A 26917-nucleotide genomic window follows, 5' to 3' on the forward strand; every position below is an offset into this window, starting at 1 on the left:
AATAGGCCTCAAGGCCGGTGCTTACATTCCTTGACACGGTGTAGGTATAAAATTCAATTAAAATGCGTCACGGAGATAAACAAAACAATTTAGGTCGCAAGAAAGCGCACAGAGATGCCCTTCTTTCTAATCTGGCCGCTCAGCTGATTACACACAAAAGAATTGTAACTACGCTGGCAAAAGCAAAGGAATTACGTAAATACGTTGAGCCTTTGATTACAAAGACGAAGAAGAACGCTTCTGAAGCGCAAATCAGTCACAATCACCGTCTGGTATTCTCTTTCTTACAGAATAAAGCAGCGGTGAAGGAACTTTTCACAGTAGTGGGTCCTAAAATCGGTGATCGCCCAGGTGGTTACACCCGTATCATCAAATTAGGTATCCGTCCTGGTGATAATGGCGAAAAAGCAATGATTGAACTGGTTGACTTCAATGAAGTGTACGGTAAATCAGCTGCAGCCGGTGAGAATCAGGAACCAGCAAAAAGAACACGTCGTAGCCGTAGCACTGCAAAAAAAGCTACTGAAGCAACTGAAACAGCCATCCAGGATGCAGAAGTTGTGGAAGAAAAAGCTACTGAAGCAGCTCCAGCCGCTGAAGCACCTAAAGCAGATGACGCTGCAAATGAAGCCGAAGCGCCAGCTGAAGCTTAATACAAGCAGACATAACATAAAAAACCTCCGTTTGATTTTTAAATTAAACGGAGGTTTTTTTATTGGACATTCTGTACTTGTGATTGATATTCAATTGATTATTTGGTAACTCTTAAAGAATTCTTGGCATTCCCTGCTTTTGTTCCTAATTTTGTAAAGGATACTTTATTTAAATTTATTATTGTGGAAAAAAGATCAAAAATTGTAGTTTGTTTTTGCCTGTTAATCGCTGTTGCGCTTATTATGCGACTGATTCCCATGCCGGCCGGTATCTATGGGGTGACTCCTATGTATGCCATGGCAATTTTCGGAGGCGTGGTATTTAAAAAGGATAAAAAATACGCCTTTTTGCTGCCGCTTTTGAGTTTCTTTATCTGTGATGTTGTGGTTGAAGTTTTATTTAAACTGGGAGCCTGGTCCACACCGGGTTTTTATGAGGGGCAGTTGATCAATTATATATTGTTCGCCTTACTGACTGTTATAGGCTTCGGGGTGAAAAAGCCCGGCATTGTCTCTGTAGGAATCGCTTCTCTGGTTGCTCCTACCATTTTTTATATTTTATCGAATTTAAGTGTCTGGGCCTTTGCCGGATTTTATCCAATGACAGCAGATGGGCTGAAGGGTTGTTATATCGCTGGATTTCCTTTTTATTTTCCTTATAGCCTGCTTTCTACCTTGGTATTCTCCGCCATACTTTTCGGGGTTTATTCGCTTTATAAGGCTAAATCAAAGGCGCTTCACTTATCCCATTCTTAAAGATCATACGAGTAAGCATAAAAAAAGCTAAGCTGTTCCAAATAACAACTTAGCTTTTTTTATGCGGCTTCAGATTATACCTAATTTACTGTTTTGCCATTAGGAACTGCCTGATCCGGATTGACAAAGACCAGCTGACCGTTCTGGTCTTCCGACATTAAAATCATACCGTTACTGACAATGCCTCTCATTTTCCTGGGAGCCAGGTTCGCTACTACCGTCACCTGTTTGCCAATAATAGCTTCGGGAGAAAAATACGCGGCAATCCCTGAACAAATGGTTCTGACTTCACTGCCCATATCTACTTCCAGCTTGAGCAGCTTGTCTGCCTTCGGGATGCGTTCGGCGGATTTAATGGTACCCACCCTGAGATCAATTTTAGCAAAATCATCAAATTGAATTTCTGCTTTCGGGCTGTCCTGGTCTGCTTTTTCCGGGGCCGCATCCGGCTTTCCACCGGCCAGTAAAGCGGCCGTTTTAGCTTTAGCCTCCTCAGCAGCCCTGGCTCCGGCTTTCAGTTTATCCAGCTGGGTGGCAATTTCACTGTCTTCAATTTTACGGAATAAGAGTTCCGGCGCTCTGAGGCTATAGCCTACACTGAGTAATTTAATCCGGCCTCCGTTTTTCCATTCCAGCATTTTGTCTACTACTTTCATCATATGACACAGGGTCTTTGCCGTGTGCGGCAAAAACGGATGAATGAAAATAGCCAGATTGGCGGTTAACTGCAGACATAAGTGCAGACAATTATCGATGAGTTGTTGATTGAGCGGATTGGATTCCAGGCTTTTGGCCAGGATCCAGGGCTCTTTTTCCTGCATATAGCGATTGCCTTTGCGGGCCAGATCAATGACTTCAAATAATGCCTCCCGGAACTTATAGTGCTCTATTGCCTGTTCGATTTTGATTTTGGCATCCTCAATGTCTTTAATGAGCTGCTCATCTTTTGCATCCAGGCGGGTGGCATGTAAAGGGGGGACTTTGCCGTTGCAGAGTTTGTGCATCAGCACGAAACTACGGTTGACAAAGTTGCCAAATATGGCGACCAGTTCACTATTGTTGGCATCCTGGAAGCCTTTCCAGGTAAACTCGCTGTCCTTATTTTCCGGCAAAATGGTCGTCAGATAGTATCTTAATACATCGGCCATGGCCGGACCGCCATTTTCCTTATTAATGAAATCATCGATATAATCCTGCATTTCCAGCTTCCAGTTTCTGCTGGTACTCATTTTATCACCTTCCAGGTTGACAAATTCGTTGGCAGGGACATTATCTGGCAGGATATTATTATGAAGTTTCAGCATGACCGGGAAAATAATACAGTGGAATACAATATTATCTTTTCCGATAAAGTGTACAAGTTTGGTATCCTTGTCGTTCCATAATATATCTGCATTCATGCCATGGTCTTTGCAATATTGCTTGGTGGCACTGATATAACCGATGGGGGCATCGAACCATACATAAAGTACCTTACCTTCCGCACCTTCTACCGGTACTTTTACGCCCCAGTCCAGATCCCTGGTGACAGCCCGTGGCTGCAGTCCGCCGTCCAGCCAGCTTTTGCACTGACCTAAAACATTGCCCTTCCAGTCGTCTTTATGGTCGCCTAAAATCCATTCCCGCAGCCAGGCTTCATGCTTGTCTAGCGGCAGGTACCAGTGCTTGGTCGCTTTTTTAACGGGCTTGTGTCCGCTCAGGGTGGAAACAGGATTAATTAGTTGTTCCGGACTTAAGGAGGTTCCGCATTTTTCGCATTGATCTCCAAAGGCTTGTGGAAATCCGCAATTAGGGCAAGTACCCTGAATGAACCGGTCGGCTAAAAAGGTCTGTGCCTGCTCATCATAATACTGCTCACTTTCTTTGACTTCCAGATCACCTTTGTCATTAAGGTCTTTAAAAAACTGACTGGCCGTCTCATGATGAATAGGAGCTGAAGTCCGGTGATAGATATCAAAGCTGATGAGTAAATCCTGGAAATTCTGCCGGATAATCGGATGGTATTTATCTATAATAGCCTGAGCTGTAGTGCCTTCCTTTTTGGCCTGAATAGGGATGGCGGTCCCATGTTCATCGCTGCCACAGACAAAAAGAACTTCTCTTTGCTGCGCCCTGAGGTAACGAACATAGATATCTGCCGGCAGGTAGGCGCCAGCCAGATGCCCGATATGTTTAAGTCCATTGGCATAAGGTAATGCCGCTGTAATGAGATAACGTTTGGTTGAATTCATGCTACGTAATTATTATCTCACAAAAGTATTGCAATCTAGGGCAATACCCAAATACAGGGAACTAAACCAACGGTGAATTCCGGCCTCAATGTGATCATAAGATTATTATTCGAGCAATTTAATAGGATGGTGTAGCGACTTTCAAAAAAATTGCGTTCCTTTAGGTTGGAAGAAATTTGGGATTTCTGTAAAAATTTGTAACTGTTTGGGTTATTTAGTATATTTTTGCATATATCAACATTTTTCGACCCTTTTCGATGGTATTATATAAATATTAAGAGGGAAATACGGCACGTAAATTGTGTTTTTATCAATTCTTAATAGAAGAGTAATAGATATAATTATTGCCTTAGTTACGTTAATAGTTAGACTTAATGAAATATTTTGACCTATCACAATCAGTAGTCTATATATACATCGCTATGTTCCTGCTGGCTATGGGGATTACCATATTCTCTATCCCGAATATTATCTTCGTAGCCAAGAAAAAAAGGCTGCTGGATAAGCCTGACCACCGGAAAAAACATGTGAATGTTACACCTAATCTTGGGGGCATCGGCATCTTTTCGGCCTTTATATTTGTCTCTTGTATTTTTAATGTGGGTTTTTATTTTACAGGCTGGAACTGCATTTTAGGGGCTAGCTTTCTGTTATTTGTGACCGGTCTTAAGGATGATCTGGTTGCCATTGATCCGTATAAGAAATTTCTGGCTCAGTTGGTGGCAGCCATTATTGTGGTGTATCTGGCAGGGATTCGCCTGGAGAACCTCCAGGGTTTCTTAGGGATTCATGAATTACCTTATTTACTCAGCTTTTTATTATCTGTTATAGGTATCACTTTCGTAACCAATGCGTTTAACCTGATTGATGGAGTAGACGGACTGGCCGGTTCTTTAAGTATGCTGCTCTTTACTTTCCTGGGCGTACTGTTCGCCGTGAATAAAAATATTGGTTCTGCCATGCTCTGCTTCTCTATCGCAGGTGCTGTAGCTGGCTTTCTCAGATATAATATTGCGCCGGCAAAAATATTTATGGGGGATACCGGATCTCTGATACTCGGATTTCTGGCCTCCGTTATGGCCATCTCTTTTGTCTCTAAAATGAGCCTTTTACCGGCCACTTCACCATTGAGTGGATTATTTAAAGGCGGTAACGGTTCTATCGTTATTGCACTGGCTGCGATTATTGTTCCGGTTTATGACACTTTCAGAGTATTTACTACCAGAATCCTCAGAGGATTTTCTCCTTTCCATGCTGACAGAACCCATGTCCACCATGTACTGCTGGATATCGGGCTGAATGCTACTCAGGTGGCAGGTACCCTGGTGGGGGTTACCGTATTTTTCATCGCTGCCGCCACTTGCATGGTATCAGTAGGCCTGAATGTTACACTGGCTATATTTATTATCCTGGTTATTGCTACCGGCTTACTGTATTTGGCGGTTAAAATCCGGAATAAAAAGCTGGAACAGGTTAAAATGGCGCAACTGGCCAAGGAAAACGCCAAAATAGAAAAATTGCAGAAGGTCTCTCTGGACGAATACTTATCCTCCACACTCAGTAAGACAGAACAGGATTATCATGATGATCATCATGTATATTCAAAAGTCCATTAATAACGGGGTACGGTAAACAGTAATTTTGACACGGTTTCGTTACTTTCATACAACCTTAAAAGCCAAAAGCGAAGATGTTCATTTAAACGTCTTCGCTTTTGGCTTTTAAGCAGGTCTGTTTACTGTCCTTCAGCTTTTCTTAAGGGAATTTTTTAACCGGCCTCCGAAATTTTACACAAAAGATGAATAGTAATTAAACTCTTATTTATATTTGCCTTATGAGTACCCAACAAGAAGGAAAATTCCAGGCGATCATTTCGCATGCAAAAGAATATGGTTTTGTTTTCTCGAGTTCAGAAATCTATGATGGCCTGAGTGCCGTTTATGATTATGGTCCTTATGGCAGTGAACTGAAAAAGAATATCCGTGATTATTGGTGGAAGGCCATGACCCAGCTCAATGAAAACATTGTAGGGATCGATGCGGCTATTTTTATGCATCCCACCACCTGGAAAGCCAGCGGTCACGTAGATAGTTTCAGTGACCCGATGATTGATAATAAAGACAGTAAGAAAAGATACCGGGTTGATCATTTAATAGAGGCCAAGGCTGCGGAACTGGCAGAGGCCGGTGACCAGGCAGCGGCCGACGCTTTGATCGCTGATATGGACCGTCTGCTGGCAGCTGATGATTATAAAGGACTCAGGCAGTTATTGGATGACCAGAAGATTGTCTGCAGTATTAGTAAAACAGCGAACTGGACGGATATCCGTCAGTTTAATCTGATGTTTGACACTCAGTTGGGTTCTGTAACTGAGGAGGCCAATACCATTTATCTGCGTCCGGAAACAGCCCAGGGTATCTTTGTCAATTTCTTAAATGTCCAGAAGACAGCCCGTATGAAAATCCCATTTGGTATTGCCCAGACGGGTAAGGCCTTCAGAAATGAGATTGTGGCTCGTCAGTTTATCTTCCGTATGCGGGAGTTTGAACAAATGGAAATGCAGTTTTTCGTCCGCCCCGGCACGGAGCTGGAGTGGTATGAAAAATGGAAGCAGACCCGCCTTGAGTGGCATTTAAGCATGGGGACACCTAAGGAAAAATTACGTTTCCATGATCATGTCAAACTGGCCCACTATGCCAATGCGGCTGTAGATATTGAATTTGAGTTTCCATTCGGATTTAAGGAGCTGGAAGGGATTCATTCCAGAACAGATTATGATCTGAGCCGTCATCAGGAGTTCAGTGGTAAAAAACTAACTTACTTTGATACGGAAATCAATAAGCACTATGTACCTTATGTGGTGGAGACTTCCATTGGGCTGGACCGTATGTTCCTGGCGGTACTCTCCAATAGTTATGAAGAAGAGACCATTACCAAAGAAGACGGGTCTACGGATCAACGGGTAGTATTGCATATTGCACCTAAAATTGCACCCGTCAAGCTGGCGATATTTCCATTGACCAAAAAAGACGGACTGCCCGAACTGGCGCATGAAATTTATAAAAAATGCGCTGAACAGTTCAGGTGCTTCTATGAAGTGAAGGATGCTATTGGTAAACGCTACCGCAGGCAGGATGCGATCGGTACGCCTTTTTGTGTGACCGTTGACCACCAGAGCCTGGAGGACCAGACTGTCACCATCCGCCACAGAGATTCCATGGAGCAGCAGCGAATCAAGATTGCAGATCTTATCTCCACTGTTCAGGCAGCGCTCTAAAGCAGTAATAAAAAAACACAGGTGACCGATCCCTATCAGCCACCGGTGAAAGGATACCATTTATAAGATTAGTGGCCCGTAAATGTATGTTTACGGGCCATTTGTGAAAAAAATACCCCGGTTTTGGGGCATTATCACCAAAAAACATTATTTTTAATATACAGTGCTGCCGTAGTTAATGACCCAGGCAGCCCGTAATGAACCATTTAAAATTTAAAACCCATGAAGAAAGGTTGGATAATTATCGTAGTGCTCGCCATTATTTTAGGCATCTATGGCTGTAACGGATACAACGGACTGGTAAAACAGGACCAGCAGGTACAACAGGTATGGAGTAATGTGGAAACCAATTATCAGCGCCGTACAGATCTTTACAACAGTGTCATCAAGACGATTGAAGGATCTGCTAATTTTGAGAAATCGACCTTAAATGATGTCATCAGTGCCCGTTCCAAAGCAACGAGCGTTACCGTAGACATCAATGATCCGGAAAGTCTGGCTAAATATCAGGCTGCACAGGCGCAGTTACAAGGTGCTTTCAGCAGACTGATGGCCGTATCTGAAGCTTATCCTGATCTGAAAACAACCAAGGCTTTCCAGGATTTTCAGACGCAGATAGAGGGTACTGAAAACAGAATCAATGTTGCCCGCAGGGATTATAATACCGCTGTGAACAGCTATAACCTGACCGTAAAGACATTCCCTAAAAATATCCTGTCCGGTTTATTTGGGTTCCATGCCAAGGCTTATTATAAAGCAGATGCAGGTTCTGAAAAAGCCCCGGATATCAATTTTAATATTAAGTAGTCCCCGGTGCTGCATATATCTGGTCTGAGCAGACTTGATCTGCCCAGACTGGAATTAAATTCTCCTTGACATGCAATTATTTAATAAGAAAAAAGATCCCGGTTATTTTACACCTGAGGAGCAAACCGACATTGTTCAGGCGATTAAAAAAGCAGAAACGGCAACCAGTGGTGAAATTCGGCTCTACGTGGAAGGACGCTGCAAATATGTGGATGCACTGGACCGCGCAAAGGAAGTCTTTGATGAACTGCGGATGTTTGAAACTGCCGCCAGAAACGGGGTATTGATATATCTGGCCATGAAGGACCGTCAGCTGGCCGTCTTTGGAGACGAAGGGATTCATGCTAAAGTCGGGATGGATTTCTGGAAACAGAAGCTCTCAGAGGTTAAGGCAGCGTTTACTGAAAAGTCCTATGGCAAGGGACTCACTTTGATGATCTTATCTATAGGGGAGGCCCTTAAAAAAGCTTTTCCTTATAACCAAGTTGATGATATCAACGAGCTGCCGGACGATATTGTCTATGGCAAATAGCTTTAAAATATTGACACGTGTCTTTTTCTTTTCCTTATACTATTCGAAGATTTTTCCTGGTGCTGCTGTGCATGGTCACTTTTTTCAGTGCCCGCAGTTTTGGACAGGACCCTGCTATATTGCCAGTGCCAAATCCCCCCAGATTACTGGTAGATAAGGCAGGTGCCCTAATCCCGGAACAGGCGGAGATTTTGGAAAATAAGCTGGTGGCATTTGATGACAGTACCTCCAATCAGATTAGTGTGGTGATCATACCCACCCTGAATGGTTATCCTATTGAAGAATATGCCACAAGGCTGTATCGTGCCTGGGGGATAGGCGGCAAGAAAAATAATAATGGCGTACTACTCTTAATAGCCTTAAATGACCGGCAGGTCAAAATTGAAATTGGCTACGGATTGGAAGGGGCTATCACGGATGTACAGAGTAAGAGTATTATTGAAAACGACATAGCGCCTTACTTTAGAAAAGGAGATCAGGAAAATTATTACAGAGGCATTGATCAGGCGATTAATTCCCTGGAGAAGGCGGCCGTGGGTGAGTATAAAGTTCCCAGGGATACATCTGATGATTCAGGTGGCAGTGCCATTGTGTTCTTTATCATACTGGCCATTGTCATCTTTATCTTAATCGCATCCAAAGGCGGTGGCGGAGGTGGCGGGGTCGCCAGTCATGGCGGCTGGTCCAATATCCTTTTACCAATGATCCTGGGCAATGCCATGGGCCGCGGTAGTGGCGGTGGTGGATTCGGAGGCGGTTTTGGCGGCGGCGGAGGCGGCGGCTTCGGTGGATTTGGTGGAGGCAGCAGCGGCGGAGGTGGTGCCAGCGGCGGCTGGTAAAGGTGCCATCATTTTTATTACAAAATCGTTTCAGGCCATATAAATTAAATAAGATAAAAGCTGTTCTTAAAGGTAATAACCTGCTAAGAACAGCTTTTATATTTTAAGGTATCGGTTAGTGAAGTTCTAAAGCTTTGCCTGCGTTTTCTCAAATAAATGCCGCAGACAGCCAATCATTACGGCAGCCCAGGTGGCCAGGGCAAAAAAGATAAAATATTTTGGAATCACTTTTAGAAAATCCAGGTCAAGTGTTTCTGACAGGCGGTAGGTTGATGCGGTATACATGCCTAAGGGGAAAACAAAGGCCCAGTATGTAGGGCTGTAACCACCTGAGGTTATCGGCGGTTTTATTTTCCGGACACCATGACGCCAGATTCCCAGCATGATAAGTAATGGTATCCACCAGGATCCTGCTGACCAAAAGACTAAAGTCAGGCCTTTAATGAAAGGGATTAAAGCCACTATTAGGTGGAAATCTTTGCCATTGACGAGTAACAGTGATCCGGCAAGCGTTGTAATGGCGGTGGCACCCATATTAATCCAGTAGGCGGCTCCGAGATCTTTTGCATGAAGCTCAAAAAAGGAAATCCTGTATACAATAAGAGACATCAGATATAAATAGAAGACGCATCCTGTCAAAAATAAACAGGTGGCAGTAAATAAAGCACCCTGGCTGTCAGGGGAGCAGTAAATAATCAAAATAGCGATTGCCTGAATAGCCACGACCGTTAAGAGCCAGCTGCCGCTTATCCCGTCTTTCAAGGGCTTCTTATGATTAGTGGTGGTAATAAAAAAGAAGAACCCATAATTTACAATAAGCCAGAAAGCAACTGCTACTGTTAATATGATTTTGCCCAACACAAGGTAATTATTGAACAAAATAACTTCGTTGCCTGTCATGCAAAGTGCAATGACAAAAGTGAACACGCCGGGACCTTTATCATAGCTTTTAAAATCCTTCATAAATGTACTCCAATGTAGTAGCCAGCTGCGCACCATGAAAATAAGCAGCAGGATAAAAACAATCACATTTATGGAATATAAGGACCAGGCCAGCCATTTGTAGCCTTCAAGTAATGCCGCAATAGATAGTATCCCGGTGGCCATTACCATGGCAAAATCCAGCGGTGAAAAATAACGTTCTGCTTTTGACCAAAGATTAGTGGTGGTATTCACTGTTTGCTAACTTTATGATGTCCTATCCCTGTCTTGTTTATAAGAAGCCTTATCCGGTATCTGTCCTGTTATACAAATATAGCATTATGCTTTTTTGGGAGTTGAAAATTAATTCATTTTTCACGGGAAACGTTTAAAATGGTCAGCTAGAAAAGTGAAATGTTGACGCTTATTGCTAATAGTTGGATGGCAGCATTTTAAAAGTTTAAGGAAAGTTGTTATTAATGATTAGAATAATATGAGTTGATTTGAAAGAAATTTCTATTTGTTAAATGAAATATAAATAAACACCTATTTTCATGCAATCTGAAAGTTTAACTTTCAAATTACACACATATGATAAATAGAAATATAAAGACTGGTCTTTTAAATGCATTACGAAATATGCCGGTGGTAGCCCTATTGGGGCCGAGACAGGTGGGGAAAACCACACTGGCATTAGAAATTGCCGAGCAAATTGAGGACAAAAAATCTTCTTATTTGAATCTGGAGATGGATTCCGATTTAAATAAATTGCAGGATCCTGAAAGCTATTTAAGACGTCAGGAGAACAGGCTCTTAATTATTGATGAAGTTCAACGAAAACCAGAGCTCTTTAAAGTATTAAGGGGCTAATTGATTTGAGGAAAAGGGCCGGCGAAACTTCTGGTCAATTTCTTTTGTTGGGCTCTGCCTCCAGAGATTTACTTCAGCAATCCTCTGAATCACTTGCAGGTAGAATTAGATATATGGAACTCCGCCCTTTCTCTGCCTTAGAGATATATAATTCAGATCCACCAGGGTATAGTAATGATAAATTATGGTTTAGAGGCGGATTTCCAGACAGTTTTCTGGCTGTTAGCGACGATGAAAGTGGGCAGTGGCGCACCGATTTTATTTCTACTTATGTAGAGCGGGATATTCCTTTGATGGGACCTCAAATCTCATCAGTAAGATTGAAACGGTTTTGGACAATGTTAGCACATTACCACGGGCAACAGGTAGTGACGACGGATTTGGCTAGAAGCCTTGGTGTGAGTCATACTACGATAAAAGCATACATGGAGATATTGACGGATTTTTATATGATCCGGCAAATCCAACCCTGGTCAGGAAACACAAAAAAGAGGTTAGTGAAAACACCGAAAACGTATTTACGGGATACGGGGTTGTTGCATAGCCTGCTGAATATTTCTGAATTTGAAGCTTTATTGGGCCATCCGATTATTGGAACTGGCTGGGAAGGGTTTGTAATTGAAAATATTGTAACTCAGTTGTCAAATAAATGGCGGTACAGTTATTATAGAACAAATGATCAGACGGAGGTTGATCTAGTACTGGAATCCCCCCGCAATGAATTATGGGCTATTGAAGTGAAAAGATATTCTGCGCCTGCTATTCGCATGGGCTTTTACAATGCATATGAAGACATGGGAGCGACCCATAAATTTGTGATTTATCCCGGCAGCGACCGCTATCCTTTAAACGATGAAACTGAGGTGATGGGCTTGATTGAATTTCTGAAGCTGTTGGAAAAGGAATCCGCTAACCATTAATGCCGGGAATAGGTGATGGGTAATTAGTTGAATGCTGAGAAATGAAAGCGCGTAAAAGAAATTTATAAAAAAGCAGAGGGTATATTTCTGCTTAATTTTTCCTTAATAAGGTTAATAGGTGGCGTATTATCCCGAAATCAATTTAATAGATTCATGAATTATTATTGAAATCACCTGAGTTATGGATATTCAATAGATAATAAATGGACAAATTCATGCTTTTGCTCTAAATAAAACCCATACTTTTTTAATTCATCCACCAGGGAGGGGAGGTGTGCGTATTCCCACTTTAATGTTATATCAAATTTTTTACTTAGAGCTGTTTCATCCAGGACGATCATGTTTTTTAAGTAACCTAATTCGTTTGATAAATAGTCTACAAGAGATTTTGTGGTGATATTGCTGGCAATTAAATTGGGGCCATAGAAGGTAATGGACGAATCCCGACTGTTATCAGCAGAGATATTCATTTTCCCTGAAGCGCTTTTATATTTCAGGGCATATACGTTTTGCTGCTGTTTAATTAATTTCCCTTTGAATTTAAAGGATGCATTTAAGGCTTGCTGCGCAATTTTGTAAGCTTTGGAATAGGATTCAAAATAGGGTAAATGAACCGTTAAGCAATACATGTTTTGAACAGTGTAGTCGCCAAGTGTTGAATCCCCGGTGTTATTAACGACCCAGGTCTGAGCTGGCATTCTGAACACCTCTCTGAATAAAGAGGGTATGGTGAAGTTCACAAATTTCAACTCGACACCCTCTTTTGTTGAGTCTTTATAGATTCCTGTTGCATTGGTTGAATCATAGGTGGCCAGCCTGACACTATATAATTCCTTTACTTTTTCTATGGCGTTATTTTTTTGCTGATTGTCTTTTTTAAGCGGAAATACAGTATGGTTCGTTGCTATCACCTCCTGAATCTTTTGAACTGTGATTGAGTCAGGGTAGGTAATGCCGACAATTACACCTTCTTTGTTTATAACGATGGTGTGGGGAATAATATGAAATTTAAATTGTTTCATGAAGTTGCTGTCACTGGAAAAATGTATGTCGGAAACATCTACATGTTTAATTGTTCGCAGTATATCTTCGTTGCTATCCATAGATATCGCAATGGTGACTAATTTATCTTTTCCAATTTTCTGTTGTAACTGATTCAGGTGTTGCAGTGCCGGCAGACAGGGGCCGCACCAGGTTGCCCAAAAATCAATGATTATTACTTTTCCTTTCAGTGAGTTAAGTTTGAGATCAACAGGACTTACCGTTTTTGAGTTTTTAGGGATAATGGCAAAACTTTGGTCAGGTATTGTATCTCCGATTGACAATAGCGTTTGCCTCTCCATTTTTATGGTGGATGGATGGCTTAGGTTAGCTGTATCCACTTTTTGACTATATGCGTTTACAGCGGCAATACTAATCATTAAAATAAGCAACGACCATTTTGGAAATAAAAGGGAAACTAATTTAAACAAAAATAGTTTTAAGGCGATTAAAGGATTTTCCCAAAATGGTATGTTCTTTTTCATTGTATGAATTTACCTTTCTGATACTTTTGTAAATTATTTTTTTTCATCACTTAAAGCTGGCAAGGCGACACCGGGATCTATATCTTTAGGACAGTAGCATGGATAGGTTCTTTAATGATTATCCTTTATTGATCTGCAACTCCCAGGTCTCATGCCAATCCATCATGGCGTTGATTAACCGGATGCGTTGATAAGATTGTAAGTCCGGTAAGGTGATTTTTGCCAGCCTGAGAATCCCCGTTTTTAATAAATAGCTGCGGTGTACCCCGTTGAGTAAAGGACGCTCAGGCGTATCCCACTGATGGCCGTTAAATAAGGCCAGATTTGAAAAACTGCTGTCGGTTAACAGCCCGTTTTTAAAAATCAAAATTTCGGTTTCTTTAGGTAGATCCCGGGTGAGTTCATCCAGCTTGCTGCGGTCAGTGGACTTATAGCGGTAATCAAGCTGGTCAGCCTCCACTATCTTTAAGTCCTGAATAATCCTTGGTTGATAGGGGATAAAATTTAGTTGAATATCCGTTTCGCTGTAGACCAGCCGGCATTTATATTTTTGAGGATCCTCAGGTAAGTCCGGATGGCCAAGGATAATTTGTTCTAGATCCTGATATATCACTTTATCCCAGTTATCCAGCTGGGTGCGTCTGAACCGCTGTTCATGTTCTGGTAGAAAATGGATCCGGTTTTGTTCTAAACGGATAGATTCAAGGAAGGGGTACATAGACTTTAGATTGCATTTCCTGATATTCTAAAAGAGGATCACTCAGAGACGTGATACCGCCTCCGCTTTTAAAAATAAGGCCTTGTTCCGTATTTTCCAAATAACGAATAATGACGCAACTGTCTATATACTCGCCATTATAATATCCCCAGACGCCGGTATAGTAATTTCTGTTATGGGTTTCTGCTGCCTGAATGATTTGCATGGTAGCCGCCTTAGGGGCGCCTGTGATGGATCCTGCAGGCAGCATCGCTTTTAATATATCACCTGGCCTATCTTTATATTCGGGTCTAAGCGTTCCGGTAATATGGGAGCTGACCGTAAAAAGATTCTTCTGATTGGTTTTGATCTTTTCGATATACCTGAAACTTTCCACCTTTACATTACTGGCTACCTGATGGAGGTCGTTGCGGATCAGATCCACAATAGTAAACTGTTCGGCAATTTCTTTTTCGCTTAACAGTAAGTCGTTCAGGGTCGTCAGTTCATTTTCTTCAAGGGTGCCTTTCATGGGAAAACTGCTGATCTGGTCTTGATCAATCCGGATAAATGGCTCAGGAGAAAAGTGGACGAACTGATCTCCATAAAGCAGTTTATATTTACCCTGACCTAACTCATAGAGCTCTGCAAGCGAGTAATTGGTCTGAACCCCGGTGCTGCAGGTAAGATTTACCAGGTAACTATTGCCTTTTTGCAGGCCTTCGCTTACTATATCAAAACTGCATTTATACGCTTCATAGGTAATCGGTTTTTTTTGCCACTTTAGCGGCCTGTCAGGCGTAGCAGTGCGGTGGTTATCTAGGGTGTCTGCCGGAAAGTGGAGCCCCGGACTCTGAAAAGAAATCCGTGGCCGATCCGGGGCGCCTTCCCCAGATTCCGCTTTCAGTTCTTCCAGACTGGAGACCTCCATTTGGCGGCCATGATAATCCGTCAGAAAGAAAAATGGGGTTTTCCGCTGATAGAGTTCATTTATCCGGTTAAAAAATACGTCCTTTGCGTCTGTTATCATCCTAATTGGTGCCGTGGGAGCAAAAATATTAATAATTGATCATAATGACTCTTTTACCTATAATTTAGTAGGATTATTTGAGCAGGAAGGGACAGAGGACTGTCAGGTAGACGTCTGGCCTGTGGATCAGTTACATACAGTGGATCAGCATTTAATATGGGAATATGACTGCCTTGTTTTATCGCCAGGTCCCGGGCTGCCCCGTGATTATCCTGCTGTTACTTCTTTGCTGGATAGTGTACTGGGGAAAGATAAAATTAAATCCTTACCTGTTTTAGGTATTTGTCTGGGATTACAGACCCTTGTCACCTATTTTGGTGGAACACTGTATAATTTAAAGCAAATTCAGCATGGCAGACAGGTAGCACTCTGTCTAAAGACTTGTCCTGCAGTGGCTGAAGCTGGTAGTAAAGCCTCAGGTAAGGCGGATACCGGCGGGCCAGATATCTTTAAGCACCTGAATACACCGGTTAAAGTGGGATTGTATCACTCCTGGGCGGTGAGCATTGGCCCCGGAACGGTTCCGGATGTAGGCGGTCATCAGAAGGAAGGTAAGCTGAACAGCAATTTTTGGGAAAAGATACAAAAGCAGGCGCCCACCGGTCTTGAAATCACAGCGGTAGCCTGCATAGATAAGTCTGGTTTTCGTTTTGCGGAATCTCCCTCCGCTATTGCTGCCCCTGTCGTAATGGGCGTCCGTCACCTTTCCTTACCTGTTATAGGACTTCAGTTTCATCCGGAGTCTTATATGACACCGGAGGGCGCTGGTATTATCCGTAACTGGCTGGAATTTATAATGGAGATACAAAGACGGCAGACTGAATAATAGCCAGATTTATTGTCTTTTGGCCAGAGGCTTCCTCTGCGGTTACTAGCCAAAATCAATTTCTGTATTGTCTCCGATGTTCAGGTTCCGGCTGAGCCCTTTGACGCTGGCATCATTACCGATCAGGGAATTATCCAGCACTACTTCATGCAGATTAGAGAAAGAGCCGATGATGCAGTCTCTGATAACGGACTGTTCGATAACGGTATTGGCGCCAATGGAGGCATGGGGGCCGATGATGGTATTGCTGATCTTACTGCCCGGTCCGATACTGACCGGCGGCTTTATAATGGCATTTTCTATTTGTGCAGTGGGGTCGACCTGGTTGCCGATTTTTTTGAGCAGCAGCGCATTGGTTTCTAAAAGCGTTTCTTTACGGCCGCAATCATACCAGTGTTTTACTTTAAAGGTCTGGATCTTAGCGCCCCTGTGAATCATACACTGCAGGGCGTCCGTCAGATGAAACTGACCTTCGGTGGTGATGTTCTGGGAGAAGATATGAGACAGACATTCATACATGATATGGGTCTCTTTAATCTTATAAAGACCGACTAAGGCTGTATTACTCATCGGGATTTTCGGCTTTTCCACCAGGTGCTCAATAAAGCCTTCCCTGCCCATTTCTGCCACCCCGAATCCTCTGGGGTCATCTACTTTCTGAACGCCTATCATGGAATAGGGGCTGTCTAGAACCGCCTTGATATCAAAATCACAAATCGTGTCCCCCATGACAATAAAGACTTCATCGTCGCCTACCAGTTCTTTTGTCAGGGCGATAGCGGGCCCGGTACCGATTCTGGAAGACTGAAAGACATACCTGCAATTTAACTCCGGATAGGCGTAATTGACATATTCTTCAATTTTTTCTCCTAAATATCCGATGATAAATATAAACTCTTGAATACCAGCATCCTTTAGCTGATCTACAATAAAGTTCAGGATGGTTTTCCCGGCCAGCGGCAGTAAAGCCTTTGGCTGGGTATAGGTATGGGGTCGAAGTCTGGCACCTGTTCCGGCTACCGGAATAATTGCTTTCATGAATCGTTTTTTCTATAGTCAATTTCCCTAAAACACACTAATAGTCGTTATTCTAGGATAATTATTTATGGATTTGTACCGCTAATTTGCACGAATGTAGTAAATTCACGCCCAAATTACACTAAATTTCAAAAATAGAATCAATGCAAAGAGATAACCAGGTATTCGATTTAATTAATCAAGAGCTACATCGCCAAAGAAGTGGCATTGAACTGATTGCTTCTGAGAACTTTACGAGTCTTCAGGTCATTCAGGCAATGGGATCTGTCTTAACGAATAAGTATGCAGAAGGTTATCCAGGCAGAAGATATTATGCCGGATGTGAGATCGTAGACCAGACAGAACAACTAGCTATTGATCGCTTAAAAGAAATATTTAATATCAGCTACGCCAATGTGCAGCCGCACAGCGGTGCACAGGCAAATGCAGCCGTGCATCTGGCTTGTCTGCAACCTGGCGATAAAATACTGGGACTGGATTTAAGCATGGGCGGTCACCTGACACACGGGTCACCGGTTAACTATAGCGGTAAATTATATGAGGCCCATTTTTACGGGGTGGTTAAAGAAACCGGGCTGATCGATTATGAAATGCTGGAACAAAAAGCACGCGAGTTAAAGCCTAAGATGATCATCTGTGGCGCGAGCGCTTACAGCAGAGACTGGGATTATGCACGTATCCGTAAAGTAGCGGATGAGGTAGGCGCCCTGGTGATGGCTGATATCGCTCATCCGGCAGGCCTGATCGCTAAAAAGCTTTTAAAGGATCCGTTTGATCACTGCCATATCGTAACTTCTACCACGCACAAAACCCTTCGTGGCCCCAGAGGCGGTATTATCATGATGCGTAATGATTTTGAGAATCCATGGGGACTTACAGATAATAAAGGAAATGTTCGTCTGATGAGCGCCTTACTAGATCTGGCTGTATTCCCAGGCATTCAGGGGGGGCCGCTGGAACACGTCATTGCTGCTAAAGCGATCGCTTTTGGAGAAATCTTAAGCGATGATTATACCACTTATGCGCACCAGGTGCAGAAAAATGCGCAGGCACTGGCTAAAGCATTTGTAGATAAGGAGTATAACATTATCAGTGGCGGAACAGACAATCACCTGATGTTGATTGATCTCAGAAACAAAGATATCAGCGGCAAGAAAGCAGAGCAGGCGCTGGTAAAAGCAGAAATCACGGCCAATAAGAATATGGTACCCTTTGATGACAGGTCAGCCTTTATTACCTCCGGTGTTCGTTTTGGCGTTGCTGCAGTGACCACGCGTGGCATGAAGGAAGAACATATGAGTTTTATCGCTGATTCCGTGGATAAAATCCTGACAAATGCAGAAGATGAACAGGTGATTGCGGCAGTAAAAAATCAGGTAAATGAATTTATGACGCAATTTCCTTTGTATCCTGAACTGGGATAGAAGTCAAGGGGTCATTTTTTAAAATAATAAAGGCTTACCGGCGTTTTATACGTCAGGAAGCCTTTATTGTTTTTTGGAGGATATATAAAAACAACACTTGGCGGTGATGCTTCAATAGCTTCCAGCTCTTAACCTTTATACGGATGCATTACTTTAAAAATAGCCCGAATGTGAAAAGATATCTGGTGATCCTTTGGCTCTTTTGTACTTTGGGTTGCAGTAATCATATTGAACCCGGCAGCCACCTGCGTCAGTCAGAAGTGGCCTTGATTCAAAGACTACACCTGCTGGACAGCGGAGAACACATCTATAAGTTTTATTCAGAGTATAAAACAAAGGTAGCGGGTAATTTTTTTACAGATAAACGGATGGCCTGTTACTGGTTGGATGAAAAGGATAAATCCAAGGACCGGATCTTATCTGCTTATTACCCGGATATTGTTGCGATAGATACGGTATATAATGCCGGACTGACCTATAGCCCTTATATGCTGGTCACGACAAAGAACCGTACCCAATTCAGGGTTTGTGCAGATGGCTCGCATCAGCAAATTAAAGCATTCTTTGAAGCGGCTTTGGAGCAGTGGCGACTTCATCAGCCTGCTGAATAACGGGAGATTTCAATACAATGATAGGTCCGGAAAAATACGCGTTTTGCTCAAAACTTAAGGGCGCAGTAACAGCTCACAGGGCTTGATCCCGGTCTGCTTTTTAAAGGCAGCAGAAAAATGGGAGATGGTAGAATAACCGAGTATGGCAGCCACATCCGTTACACTTAATCCCTTTTGATAGAGCAGGTACTTGGCATGGTCCATACGTTGTTGTTGATAAAAATCAAATATGGTAGTGCCGAAGACTTCTTTGAAGCCTTTTTTAAGGTAACATTCATTAATGGCCACTCTTTTACTGAGTTCCTTAATCGTAATAGGAGAATCCAGGTTCTCCAGTAAAATATCTTTCGCCTGCTGGATCTTATCCAGGCCGGCTTCATCTGCCAGGAACCGGCAGGTAAATACTTCTCTGTTTTTTTCCTCAATCAGGCAGTCCATGCTATACAGCAGGATCTCATGGATTTTAGAATTGATAAAGATATTTTCCATGGTACCGGTATAATTCCTTTCCAGTAGCGCAGATAGTGTGGTGCGTTGTTTAGGACAGACCGGGAACAGTTTGATAAAGGACGTTTCATAAGTAAAGGAAAGCACATGTTCTTTTTTACTTTTTTCTTTACCGTTGCCTGCAAACTGGCTTAAATAATTTGGGCTGAACTGAAAATTAAAAAGGCTTAAGGTATCCAGGGCATTGACACAGGACTCTGCATTTTTGCTGCTGCAGACCTTGCATTCCGTATCGCTGCAATACCGGTTACCGGTAATGCAAAACCTGAGGTCAAGTGTCGGTTCGCTATCCTGCTCAACGGCTGTATTATAGCGCAGCATACCGCTGTCCTGTTTGTTCCACTCATCTGACAAAGCGAAAGCGGTGATACTGGACACAATGGATCCCGGTACCGCATATTCCTTGCGGTAGACGAGCTCCATGCCGGATCTTAAACATTCATTCTCTGTCATTCTTACTAAATCCATGGGACAAGTAGTCTTTTATATGTTGCCGGACAGCTATTCATCATTTAAAAACGCATCATTTAAATAATTAAATACTAGTCTGGTAATGATCAGTGCTTATTTAAAGTGCCATTTGTTCAATCTCCGGCTTATTTCGTTATGATAAAAACCGTCTATTGTTTAACAAAAAGGCCTGGTTCAGTTAACCAGGCCCCAAAGTTCGCTTATTTATTGTCATTAAACTGTCACAATTGCTAAAAATTTACTTCCATCGGGGAAATGACCTTCCCCAAAGCTGCAATAGAGTGTCTTATGATTATATGTAATTTTGTTTTATATTTCAGATATAGCTGATTATAAATGTTTTACCTGTTATTTGTCTTTTCTGCGTACCACCTGAGCGACCATATCTGCCTCAGTGGCAATTTTGCCGTTGGCATAAACCGTTCCGTGCATATCACACAGGCCTCTTCTGATGGGGCTGTTCAGCTCCATTTTAAGCAGCAATGTATCACCGGGACGAACCATCTGTTTGAACTTACAGTTGTCGATTTTAAGGAAGTAAGTATCATATTCTCCTTCACCCATCATGTTAATACAAAGAATGCCACCGGTCTGAGCCAGCGCTTCAATCTGTAAAACACCCGGCATAATGGGATTACCGGGAAAATGCCCCTGGAAGAACTGTTCATTAAAGGTCACATTCTTCACCCCGACAATGGAGCTGTCGGTCAGATCTATAATTTTATCTACCAGCAAAAAAGGATAACGGTGCGGTAAAGTCTTTTCTATATGTTCGATGGTATAGATCGGTGGCTGCGTATAATCGTAAGTGGGGATATCCTTAACGTGTTTATTGCGTTTGATATGCGCTTTAATGGCCTTGGCAAAAGCTACATTGGAGCTGTGTCCGGGTCTGTGTGCCAGGATTCTGGCCTTGATCGGGTAGCCGACCAGCGCCAGATCTCCCACTACGTCCAGTAATTTATGTCTGGCCGGTTCATTGGGGAAACGCAGTTCCAGATTGTTCAGGTAACCGCCGCTTTGCACTTCTACCTTGTCTCTTTTAAAGACTTTGGCCAAATGATTCATCTCGGAGTCGGTAATCGGCTTATCGACGATGATAATGGCATTATTGATGTCACCTCCTTTAATCAGATTGTGTTCCAGCAGCATTTCCAGTTCGTGTAAGAAGCTGAAGGTTCTGCAAGGAGCAATTTCGGTTTTAAAATTGCGGATATTTTTAAGCTGAGCATATTGTGTACCCAGCACAGGGCTGTTAAAGTCAATGAGCGCCGTCACGCTGAAACCATTGGTAGCCGGCATGGCAACCATTTCCACCTGTTTTTCCTCATCGTAATGAAAGATATTTTCATCGATCTGGTACCAGATTTTAGCTGCTTCCTGTTCCTGGATGCCGGCCGCTTCGATGATTTCAATAAAAGGCTGTGCGCTACCGTCCATAATGGGGATTTCCGGACCGTTCAGCTCAATGAGCACATTATCAACGCTCATGCCAACGAGGGCGGCCAGGATATGTTCAACCGTGGAGACCCTTGCATCACCCACCTGTAAGGTGGTGCCCCTGCTGGTATCGGTGACCAGATCGCAATCGGCTTTAATAATGGGTTGTCCCGGAAGATCTATTCGCTGAAACTGGATTCCAAAGCCCGGACTGGCGGGACAGAGTTTCATATCCACCATCGCCCCGGTGTGCAGGCCGGTGCCACTGATGCTGGCCGGATTACCTAAAGTGTGTTGCTTATTCTGGTTAAACTTCTGCGTCATACGTTTTTTGTCTTTATAATAGGGTATTTAAGCCGCCGTTGTCCTGGTTAAGTTGCTTTGCCTTATCCGGGACACCGGGCAAAATTACAAATTCATGGGGTAATAGCTAAATAATCAGCCATTTTTGCGTTCACCAAGTGCTTTTTCTAGTTCAGCGATCCGCTTTTCCAGTTCGGGCAGCCGCCGGTATACGGCGCTGCTTTTCAGATGATCGCGCATCGCAAAGGCAGGTGAGCCGCCTACCATCTGTCCCGGTTTATCCGAAACCTTGGCGATACCGCTTTGCGCGGTGGCGATAAAACGGTCCGGCGTTTTTAAATGCCCGGCAATGCCTACCTGGCCGGCAATCATATTATGCTTGCCAATATGGGTGCTGCCGCTGATGCCTGCCTGGGCGGCTATGCCGGTATGTTCTCCCACTTCAACATTATGGGCCAGCTGTACCAGGTTGTCGATTTTAGTGCCTTTTTTTATAATGGTGGAATTGAGTGTCGCTCTGTCCACACAGGTATTAGCCCCAATCTCCACATCGTCTTCGATGATGACGTTACCAATTTGAGGTATCTTTTTATATACGCCTGACTTGTCCGGAACAAACCCGAAGCCGTCTGCGCCAATAACGGCGCCTGCATGGATAATGACATTATTGCCAATCACGCAGTCATGGTAAATCTTAACCCCGGCATAAAGGATGGTGTTTTCGCCTACTTTTACATTTTCGCCCAGGTAACAGCCCGGATATATCTTAGTGTTTTTACCCACGGAACTTCTGTTATTGACATAACTAAAGGCACCGATGTAGATATTTTCTCCCAGTTTGGCGGATTCTGATACAAAGGCGGGCTCTTCAATCCCTTTTAATCCCTGTACATGCATTTGCTGATAAATTTCCAGCAGCGTCGCGAAGGCCTGGTAGGCATCATTCACGACCAGTAAAGTAGCCTTAAGGGGCTGGTCAGGAACCATGTCCTTACCGATTAATATAATGGAGGCCTCTGATTGTAACAGAGCTTCGCTATACTTGGCATTACCCATAAAAGTCAGATCTCCTTTGGTGGCAGCCTCAATATTATTGAAGCTGGAGACGGTCGTTTCGGGATTGCCTTGCACGGTGGCATTGATTAAACCGGCGATTTGCTGCGCTGTAAATTGCATGTGTATTTAAATATAATTTGAATATATGTATCGTTGAATACTGATTTAAGACCTAATATATAAAATTTTCCCTAGTCCCGCCTGCTAAGTTTTTATAAAATTCCCGGTATTCATTCCTAGTTTATGAGTCAATAACTTGTTAATGAATAGGTTATGCATTTATAAATGGAGTTCAGTGAAAGCAGAAAATCTGCTGCTTATTTTTTGGGATAGCAAATGTAGAACTTTTTAATGGGGGTGGAAAGCGCTCCCTGAATCAGGGCATTCTCTACGTGGGAGATTTCCTGTACACTACCGTCTTTGGATAACAGCAGTATGTTTTCATCGCCAATCTGATAGGTGGTATTGACTGCGTCTCCTGTAAAGACAAAATAATCCAGTTGATCCTGGCTCAGGTGGTATTTTTTTATGGCTTTTTGCTGTTTTTCCCCGATAAATTCCGGGTCAAAAGGATGGCCCTGCAGCTGGCATTTAAAGAGTTTTCTGTTGAGTAAATGGTTGCTCAGGCGGCTGATGACGGGATCCGGATGTGTACTCCATTTTTTAATGGCCGATTCAATATCTCCGTCATCCAGTTTACAGAATCTATCCAAAGAAGCCTTGTCCATTTTCCCGTTAAATTCCACGAAAAAATAATCCAGCGGGGCAGAGACAATAATATCCTGATCCCCTTGATCATAGAGCATCCTTGCCCTTTGCAGGATTTTCACCATCATCTTTTCGGCAGCGATGACGGTCTTGTGTAAGTAAACCTGCCAGTACATTTGTCTTCTGGCAATTAAAAACTTCTCGACGCTGTGGATGCCTTTTTCTTCAATGACCAGTTGGTCATGATCCACAGAGAGCATCTTTAAAATGCGTCCGTATCCGATGACGCCTTCACTGACCCCGGTAAAAAAACTGTCACGTGACAGGTAGTCCATTCTATCCATATCGAGCTGACCGCTGATCAGCTGATGCAAAAACGGTTTATGGTATTTGCCGGTAAAGATGTCAATGGTCAGATCCAGCGCTCCTTCGAACTCTTCATTTAAAGCCTGCATAATCTGAAGGCTGAGATCTTCGTGGTGAACGCCTCTGACCAGCATATGTTCCAGGGCATGGGAGAACGGTCCGTGACCGATATCATGCAGTAAGATGGCACATTTTACGGCCAGTTCTTCCTCGGCGGTAATGGCTATTTTTTTATCTTTCAGTTCGCTGACGGCAATGCACATCAGATGATAAGCCCCCAAGGCATGATGCAGGCGGGTATGAACCGCACCCGGATATACCAGGCTTGCCATCGCCATTTGTTTAATCCGGCGCAACCGCTGAAAATAGGGATGCTCAATGATTTTGAAAACCAAAGGATGATTGATGGTTATAAAACCATGCACCGGATCATTAATGATCTTTCTTGTGGGCTTTTTCATGGGGCAAATTTACAGCATTCATGCTTATATGGCAGTTTTGCGTGCAGATATATATTGAAATTGTACTATTTATTTCTGCCTGAATGGGCATTGCCATTACCGGATGTAAAAACCAGCCGTTATTGTTTTTTGTGCATTTTTCCAAACAAATACCGGCCTGAAGCAATCCGGGAGCCTCCACAGGGTTTTAATTTTAACAGGCCCGCGGCGTCATATTCACCGCAGGGTGAACTGTTATTTACTGTATTGTATTAATATTCAATTAATAAAAAATTACTGATTATTGTTACTGCTCAGGAGGGTAATTAACTGATTATCAACAAATTTATTCTTAGCAAGGTGTTTTAAATTGAATCGTGTTGTGCAACTGAGCCTCGTGTAGACTGTAGTCTTGAATTCCATTTCACTAATACTAGCATTCCGACTATTGATTTGGTTATGTCGTACCGTTTCTCTGCCTGTGACAGTCTTTTGATTTTTACATACCAGCAACGCCATGCTTATGCAGTTTATTAGTACTGCCCGAGGATGACTTGGTAGGTTTAAAATAGATGTTGGATTAATTGAACCGTGCGCTGATAATTTTTACCAGCTCTTCGTGGACATTTTTTGACTGCTTAATAGCAGTGTCTATGACAGATCTGGCAGTAGCATAATCTTCTGCACCGTTACCGGAATTAAATTGGCCGGAGACCTTTATTTTGACTTTTACATTTCTGATACTTCGTTCGGCCCCGTTGTTGTCTGGAGGAACTTCTTTATCCGGATATTGCAGAAACAAAAATACTTTTTCCTTGTGTTTATTGAGCCGCTTCCACAAGGCGGGTATTTTCCCAAGCGCTTCTGATTGGTCCTGGTCTAGCAGTTTGGTTAGCCGATTATTAATTCTGGTAGTCCGGTTTGGAGTTGTTCCATCCTTATGCAATTTTATGGCATCCTTTATTAGTTTGGTTAGCTCCTTTGGCCACTCAATTTCAGGGTGGGCCTCGACAGCGGCCTTTAGTTCCCGTAGCAAATGGACATTGCAGATCTGGTGGGCGGCTGCCGGTGTAGCTAATTGCATGGATAAGCAGTCATGCACCAGAATACTGTAAGGAAAGCCACCCGGGAAGAATGTTTCCTGGGCAACCTGACCTCTGGAAGGGTGTGCACCAATAAAAGTGTAAGAAGTGTTCTGGTAAGTGTGCATCCACCATTTCCTGCCGTTCACGGTGGCACTGGTTTCATCAGCACCAACAACCTTAGATTTTTTCAGATCTTCTTTAATCTCATTAATTTTTCCTTCGCTATCCACAGCAAACCTTTTAAGCATATTGGCAACGGTACCTTCACTAATGCGTATTTTGTATAGGTCCCACAGCAGTTCTACTATTCTTCCATAAGGAATATACTGGCGGACTGATAAATTAACAACCAATGCACTGATATTGGGGCCGTAGTTAACCATCCCCTGGACGCCCCTGGGAAAGGCTCCGCTGTTGCATTTACCGCAGGAACATTGCTTTACAATGCTTTCATGGTTGATCAGGACCGTAGGAGCAATGCTGATATCTACAACCTGATGTATTTGTCCCGGTTCTGCGGTAATCCTTTTCAGAGATTTGCCACAATCAGAACAGATCTCTGGAATATGGGACACCACCTCATCAGGCTCATCCATACAAAACAGTAATGTACTGCCTTTGTGTCCTGGCTGTCCACCCGTCTTTTTCCCGGATTTCTCCCTGAGATTGACAGGGCTACGTTTAGGCTTATACAGGTCCATTGAAGGAGGTCTGGAACTGTTTGAGCTATTTTTCGGCAACCTTGCGATACGGAGTGCTTCCGTAAGCGCTTCTATCTCTTTGGTCTGTTTCAGCTCTTTCTTTCTTAGATGGGCGTTTTCCCGTTTTAACTGAACCCGTTCCCATTTAATGGCTGCTATTTCTTTGGCTTTTTCCTTAAGCTGTCTTTTATCGTCCTTAAGCCGCGCTTTTAATGACAGATTCTCTGTCATTAACCTTTCAGCCTCTAAAGCGTGCTTACAGACCTTGCGAGACCTGCTCTGGACTTTCCTGGTGCTCCTTATGGTAGTAATTGTAGCGATATGCAAATATATAACGTCATATATAATATACAATGTAAATTAGAAGATTATTTGTAAATTTGCATATACAGCGAATGAAGAAACTAGTAATACATAACCAGTCTAAAATCAAAAAACAGATACTAAGCTATTTTCAAAGCACTGAGGATCTGAAGCTCTCGTATAGACTGCATTGCATCCTTATGTTGATAGAAAATGAAACATTAAGTTGTGAAGATGTCGCAAAACTGCACGGAACTACTCCGCAGACCATTGCCAGATGGATTCATGCATTCAATAAAACCGGTGGCGACATAAGCGTGCTAAAAGATAAAGAAAAACCTGGAAGAGCACCAAGGGTTAGCGAAGTTCAATTAAATATCATTTCAGACGTTCTAAAGAAAGACCCGAGAGAATATGGAATAAAGGCTGACAGGTGGGAAGGATCCACTTTATCTGAATTGCTAAAACAGAAATTCAATATTGATCTAAAAATTAGACAGTGCCAGAGAATAATGAAGAAATTAGGGCTTGCGAATAAAAAAGGCCGTGATTGGTCTAATAGACCTCCTGAGCAGTAAC

The 26917-nt window shown here is 42.9% G+C and carries 24 protein-coding genes; 13 read left to right on the forward strand and 11 right to left on the reverse strand.

The annotated features are described in order from the left end of the window. Positions 1 to 62 precede the first annotated feature (62 nt). Together rplQ and BLU80_RS12240 are read left to right on the forward strand one after the other, a co-directional pair. Positions 63 to 653, forward strand: coding sequence for a 50S ribosomal protein L17 (gene rplQ / locus BLU80_RS20130; protein WP_091398707.1), 591 nt, complete (start codon positions 63 to 65; stop codon positions 651 to 653). 183 nt (positions 654 to 836) lie between these two features. Then, positions 837 to 1409 carry a DUF6580 family putative transport protein gene (locus BLU80_RS12240; protein ID WP_139188146.1) on the forward strand — a complete coding sequence of 191 codons (573 nt, stop codon included), beginning with the start codon at positions 837 to 839 and terminating at the stop codon, positions 1407 to 1409. A gap of 80 nt (positions 1410 to 1489) precedes the next feature. Here BLU80_RS12240 and metG read toward each other — a convergent pair whose 3' ends face one another. Beyond that, positions 1490 to 3640 carry a methionine--tRNA ligase gene (metG, locus tag BLU80_RS12245; protein WP_091398713.1) on the reverse strand — a complete coding sequence of 717 codons (2151 nt, stop codon included), beginning with the start codon at positions 3638 to 3640 and terminating at the stop codon, positions 1490 to 1492. 374 nt (positions 3641 to 4014) lie between these two features. Between metG and BLU80_RS12250 the strand changes: the two genes are divergently transcribed. The 5 genes from BLU80_RS12250 to BLU80_RS12270 all read left to right on the forward strand — a co-directional run bounded on the left by BLU80_RS12250 (position 4015) and on the right by BLU80_RS12270 (position 9095). After that, on the forward strand, positions 4015 to 5256 hold the full coding sequence (locus BLU80_RS12250; RefSeq protein WP_091398717.1) for an MraY family glycosyltransferase: 1242 nt from the start codon (positions 4015 to 4017) through the stop codon (positions 5254 to 5256). 218 nt (positions 5257 to 5474) lie between these two features. Continuing rightward, on the forward strand, positions 5475 to 6917 hold the full coding sequence (locus BLU80_RS12255; RefSeq protein WP_091398721.1) for a glycine--tRNA ligase: 1443 nt from the start codon (positions 5475 to 5477) through the stop codon (positions 6915 to 6917). A 222-nt stretch (positions 6918 to 7139) separates the two neighbouring features. Continuing rightward, positions 7140 to 7724, forward strand: coding sequence for a LemA family protein (locus tag BLU80_RS12260; RefSeq protein ID WP_091398724.1), 585 nt, complete (start codon positions 7140 to 7142; stop codon positions 7722 to 7724). A gap of 70 nt (positions 7725 to 7794) precedes the next feature. Beyond that, complete coding sequence (locus BLU80_RS12265; RefSeq protein WP_091398728.1) at positions 7795 to 8256, forward strand: TPM domain-containing protein; 462 nt, start codon at positions 7795 to 7797, stop codon at positions 8254 to 8256. A gap of 17 nt (positions 8257 to 8273) precedes the next feature. Next, positions 8274 to 9095 carry a TPM domain-containing protein gene (locus BLU80_RS12270; RefSeq protein ID WP_244518892.1) on the forward strand — a complete coding sequence of 274 codons (822 nt, stop codon included), beginning with the start codon at positions 8274 to 8276 and terminating at the stop codon, positions 9093 to 9095. A 126-nt stretch (positions 9096 to 9221) separates the two neighbouring features. On the opposite strand, the gene BLU80_RS12275 is transcribed toward BLU80_RS12270, so the two are convergent. Continuing rightward, positions 9222 to 10271, reverse strand: a complete 1050-nt coding sequence (locus BLU80_RS12275; protein WP_211481829.1) for a tellurite resistance/C4-dicarboxylate transporter family protein — start codon at positions 10269 to 10271, stop codon at positions 9222 to 9224. Between the two features lie 336 nt (positions 10272 to 10607). Here BLU80_RS12275 and BLU80_RS19730 point away from each other — a divergent pair, with 336 nt between their 5' ends. Together BLU80_RS19730 and BLU80_RS12280 are read left to right on the forward strand one after the other, a co-directional pair. After that, positions 10608 to 10886: an AAA family ATPase gene (locus BLU80_RS19730; RefSeq protein WP_211481830.1), complete on the forward strand. Its 279-nt coding sequence runs from the start codon at positions 10608 to 10610 to the stop codon at positions 10884 to 10886. A gap of 113 nt (positions 10887 to 10999) precedes the next feature. Then, on the forward strand, positions 11000 to 11806 hold the full coding sequence (locus BLU80_RS12280) for an ATP-binding protein (protein ID WP_211481831.1): 807 nt from the start codon (positions 11000 to 11002) through the stop codon (positions 11804 to 11806). 179 nt (positions 11807 to 11985) lie between these two features. Here the strand turns inward: BLU80_RS12280 and BLU80_RS12285 are convergent, their stop codons facing one another. From BLU80_RS12285 to BLU80_RS12295, 3 genes are all read right to left on the reverse strand, one after another. Then, a complete protein-coding gene (locus BLU80_RS12285) occupies positions 11986 to 13332 on the reverse strand; it encodes a redoxin family protein (RefSeq protein ID WP_091398732.1) in 1347 nt (448 codons plus the stop codon). A gap of 118 nt (positions 13333 to 13450) precedes the next feature. Next, positions 13451 to 14050, reverse strand: coding sequence for an aminotransferase class IV (locus BLU80_RS12290; RefSeq protein WP_091398734.1), 600 nt, complete (start codon positions 14048 to 14050; stop codon positions 13451 to 13453). Then, complete coding sequence (locus tag BLU80_RS12295) at positions 14034 to 15059, reverse strand: aminodeoxychorismate synthase component I (RefSeq protein ID WP_091398736.1); 1026 nt, start codon at positions 15057 to 15059, stop codon at positions 14034 to 14036. Before BLU80_RS12295 ends, BLU80_RS12290 begins: the two co-directional genes overlap by 17 nt. Before the next feature lie 13 nt (positions 15060 to 15072). On the opposite strand from BLU80_RS12295, the gene BLU80_RS12300 reads away from it, so the two are divergent. Further along, positions 15073 to 15885 (forward strand): anthranilate synthase component II, encoded by an 813-nt coding sequence (locus BLU80_RS12300; protein WP_091398738.1) that lies wholly within the window; start codon positions 15073 to 15075, stop codon positions 15883 to 15885. Positions 15886 to 15930: 45 nt separating this feature from the next. Here the strand turns inward: BLU80_RS12300 and BLU80_RS12305 are convergent, their stop codons facing one another. Further along, on the reverse strand, positions 15931 to 16923 hold the full coding sequence (locus BLU80_RS12305) for a sugar nucleotidyltransferase (protein ID WP_091398744.1): 993 nt from the start codon (positions 16921 to 16923) through the stop codon (positions 15931 to 15933). A 143-nt stretch (positions 16924 to 17066) separates the two neighbouring features. On the opposite strand from BLU80_RS12305, the gene BLU80_RS12310 reads away from it, so the two are divergent. Further along, the gene (locus tag BLU80_RS12310; protein WP_091398758.1) at positions 17067 to 18347 is read left to right on the forward strand and encodes a serine hydroxymethyltransferase; all 1281 of its coding nucleotides are present in this window, start codon (positions 17067 to 17069) and stop codon (positions 18345 to 18347) included. Positions 18348 to 18490: 143 nt separating this feature from the next. Next, positions 18491 to 18958: a hypothetical protein gene (locus BLU80_RS12315; protein WP_091398760.1), complete on the forward strand. Its 468-nt coding sequence runs from the start codon at positions 18491 to 18493 to the stop codon at positions 18956 to 18958. Between the two features lie 54 nt (positions 18959 to 19012). On the opposite strand, the gene BLU80_RS12320 is transcribed toward BLU80_RS12315, so the two are convergent. The 5 genes from BLU80_RS12320 to tnpC all read right to left on the reverse strand — a co-directional run bounded on the left by BLU80_RS12320 (position 19013) and on the right by tnpC (position 26266). Then, positions 19013 to 19933, reverse strand: a complete 921-nt coding sequence (locus tag BLU80_RS12320; protein WP_091398763.1) for a helix-turn-helix domain-containing protein — start codon at positions 19931 to 19933, stop codon at positions 19013 to 19015. Between the two features lie 351 nt (positions 19934 to 20284). Continuing rightward, complete coding sequence (locus BLU80_RS12325; RefSeq protein ID WP_091398766.1) at positions 20285 to 21700, reverse strand: bifunctional UDP-3-O-[3-hydroxymyristoyl] N-acetylglucosamine deacetylase/3-hydroxyacyl-ACP dehydratase; 1416 nt, start codon at positions 21698 to 21700, stop codon at positions 20285 to 20287. A gap of 114 nt (positions 21701 to 21814) precedes the next feature. Further along, complete coding sequence (gene lpxD / locus BLU80_RS12330; RefSeq protein ID WP_091398768.1) at positions 21815 to 22855, reverse strand: UDP-3-O-(3-hydroxymyristoyl)glucosamine N-acyltransferase; 1041 nt, start codon at positions 22853 to 22855, stop codon at positions 21815 to 21817. A gap of 197 nt (positions 22856 to 23052) precedes the next feature. Next, on the reverse strand, positions 23053 to 24270 hold the full coding sequence (locus BLU80_RS12335; RefSeq protein WP_091398770.1) for an HD domain-containing protein: 1218 nt from the start codon (positions 24268 to 24270) through the stop codon (positions 23053 to 23055). Positions 24271 to 24829: 559 nt separating this feature from the next. After that, complete coding sequence (gene tnpC, locus BLU80_RS12350) at positions 24830 to 26266, reverse strand: IS66 family transposase (RefSeq protein WP_091398774.1); 1437 nt, start codon at positions 26264 to 26266, stop codon at positions 24830 to 24832. Positions 26267 to 26430: 164 nt separating this feature from the next. Between tnpC and BLU80_RS12355 the strand changes: the two genes are divergently transcribed. Next, positions 26431 to 26916, forward strand: a complete 486-nt coding sequence (locus BLU80_RS12355; RefSeq protein WP_091398775.1) for a helix-turn-helix domain-containing protein — start codon at positions 26431 to 26433, stop codon at positions 26914 to 26916. Position 26917 lies beyond the last annotated feature (1 nt).

Origin of the sequence: Arachidicoccus rhizosphaerae (genome assembly GCF_900107765.1) — a bacterium.
Taxonomy (GTDB): domain Bacteria; phylum Bacteroidota; class Bacteroidia; order Chitinophagales; family Chitinophagaceae; genus Arachidicoccus; species Arachidicoccus rhizosphaerae.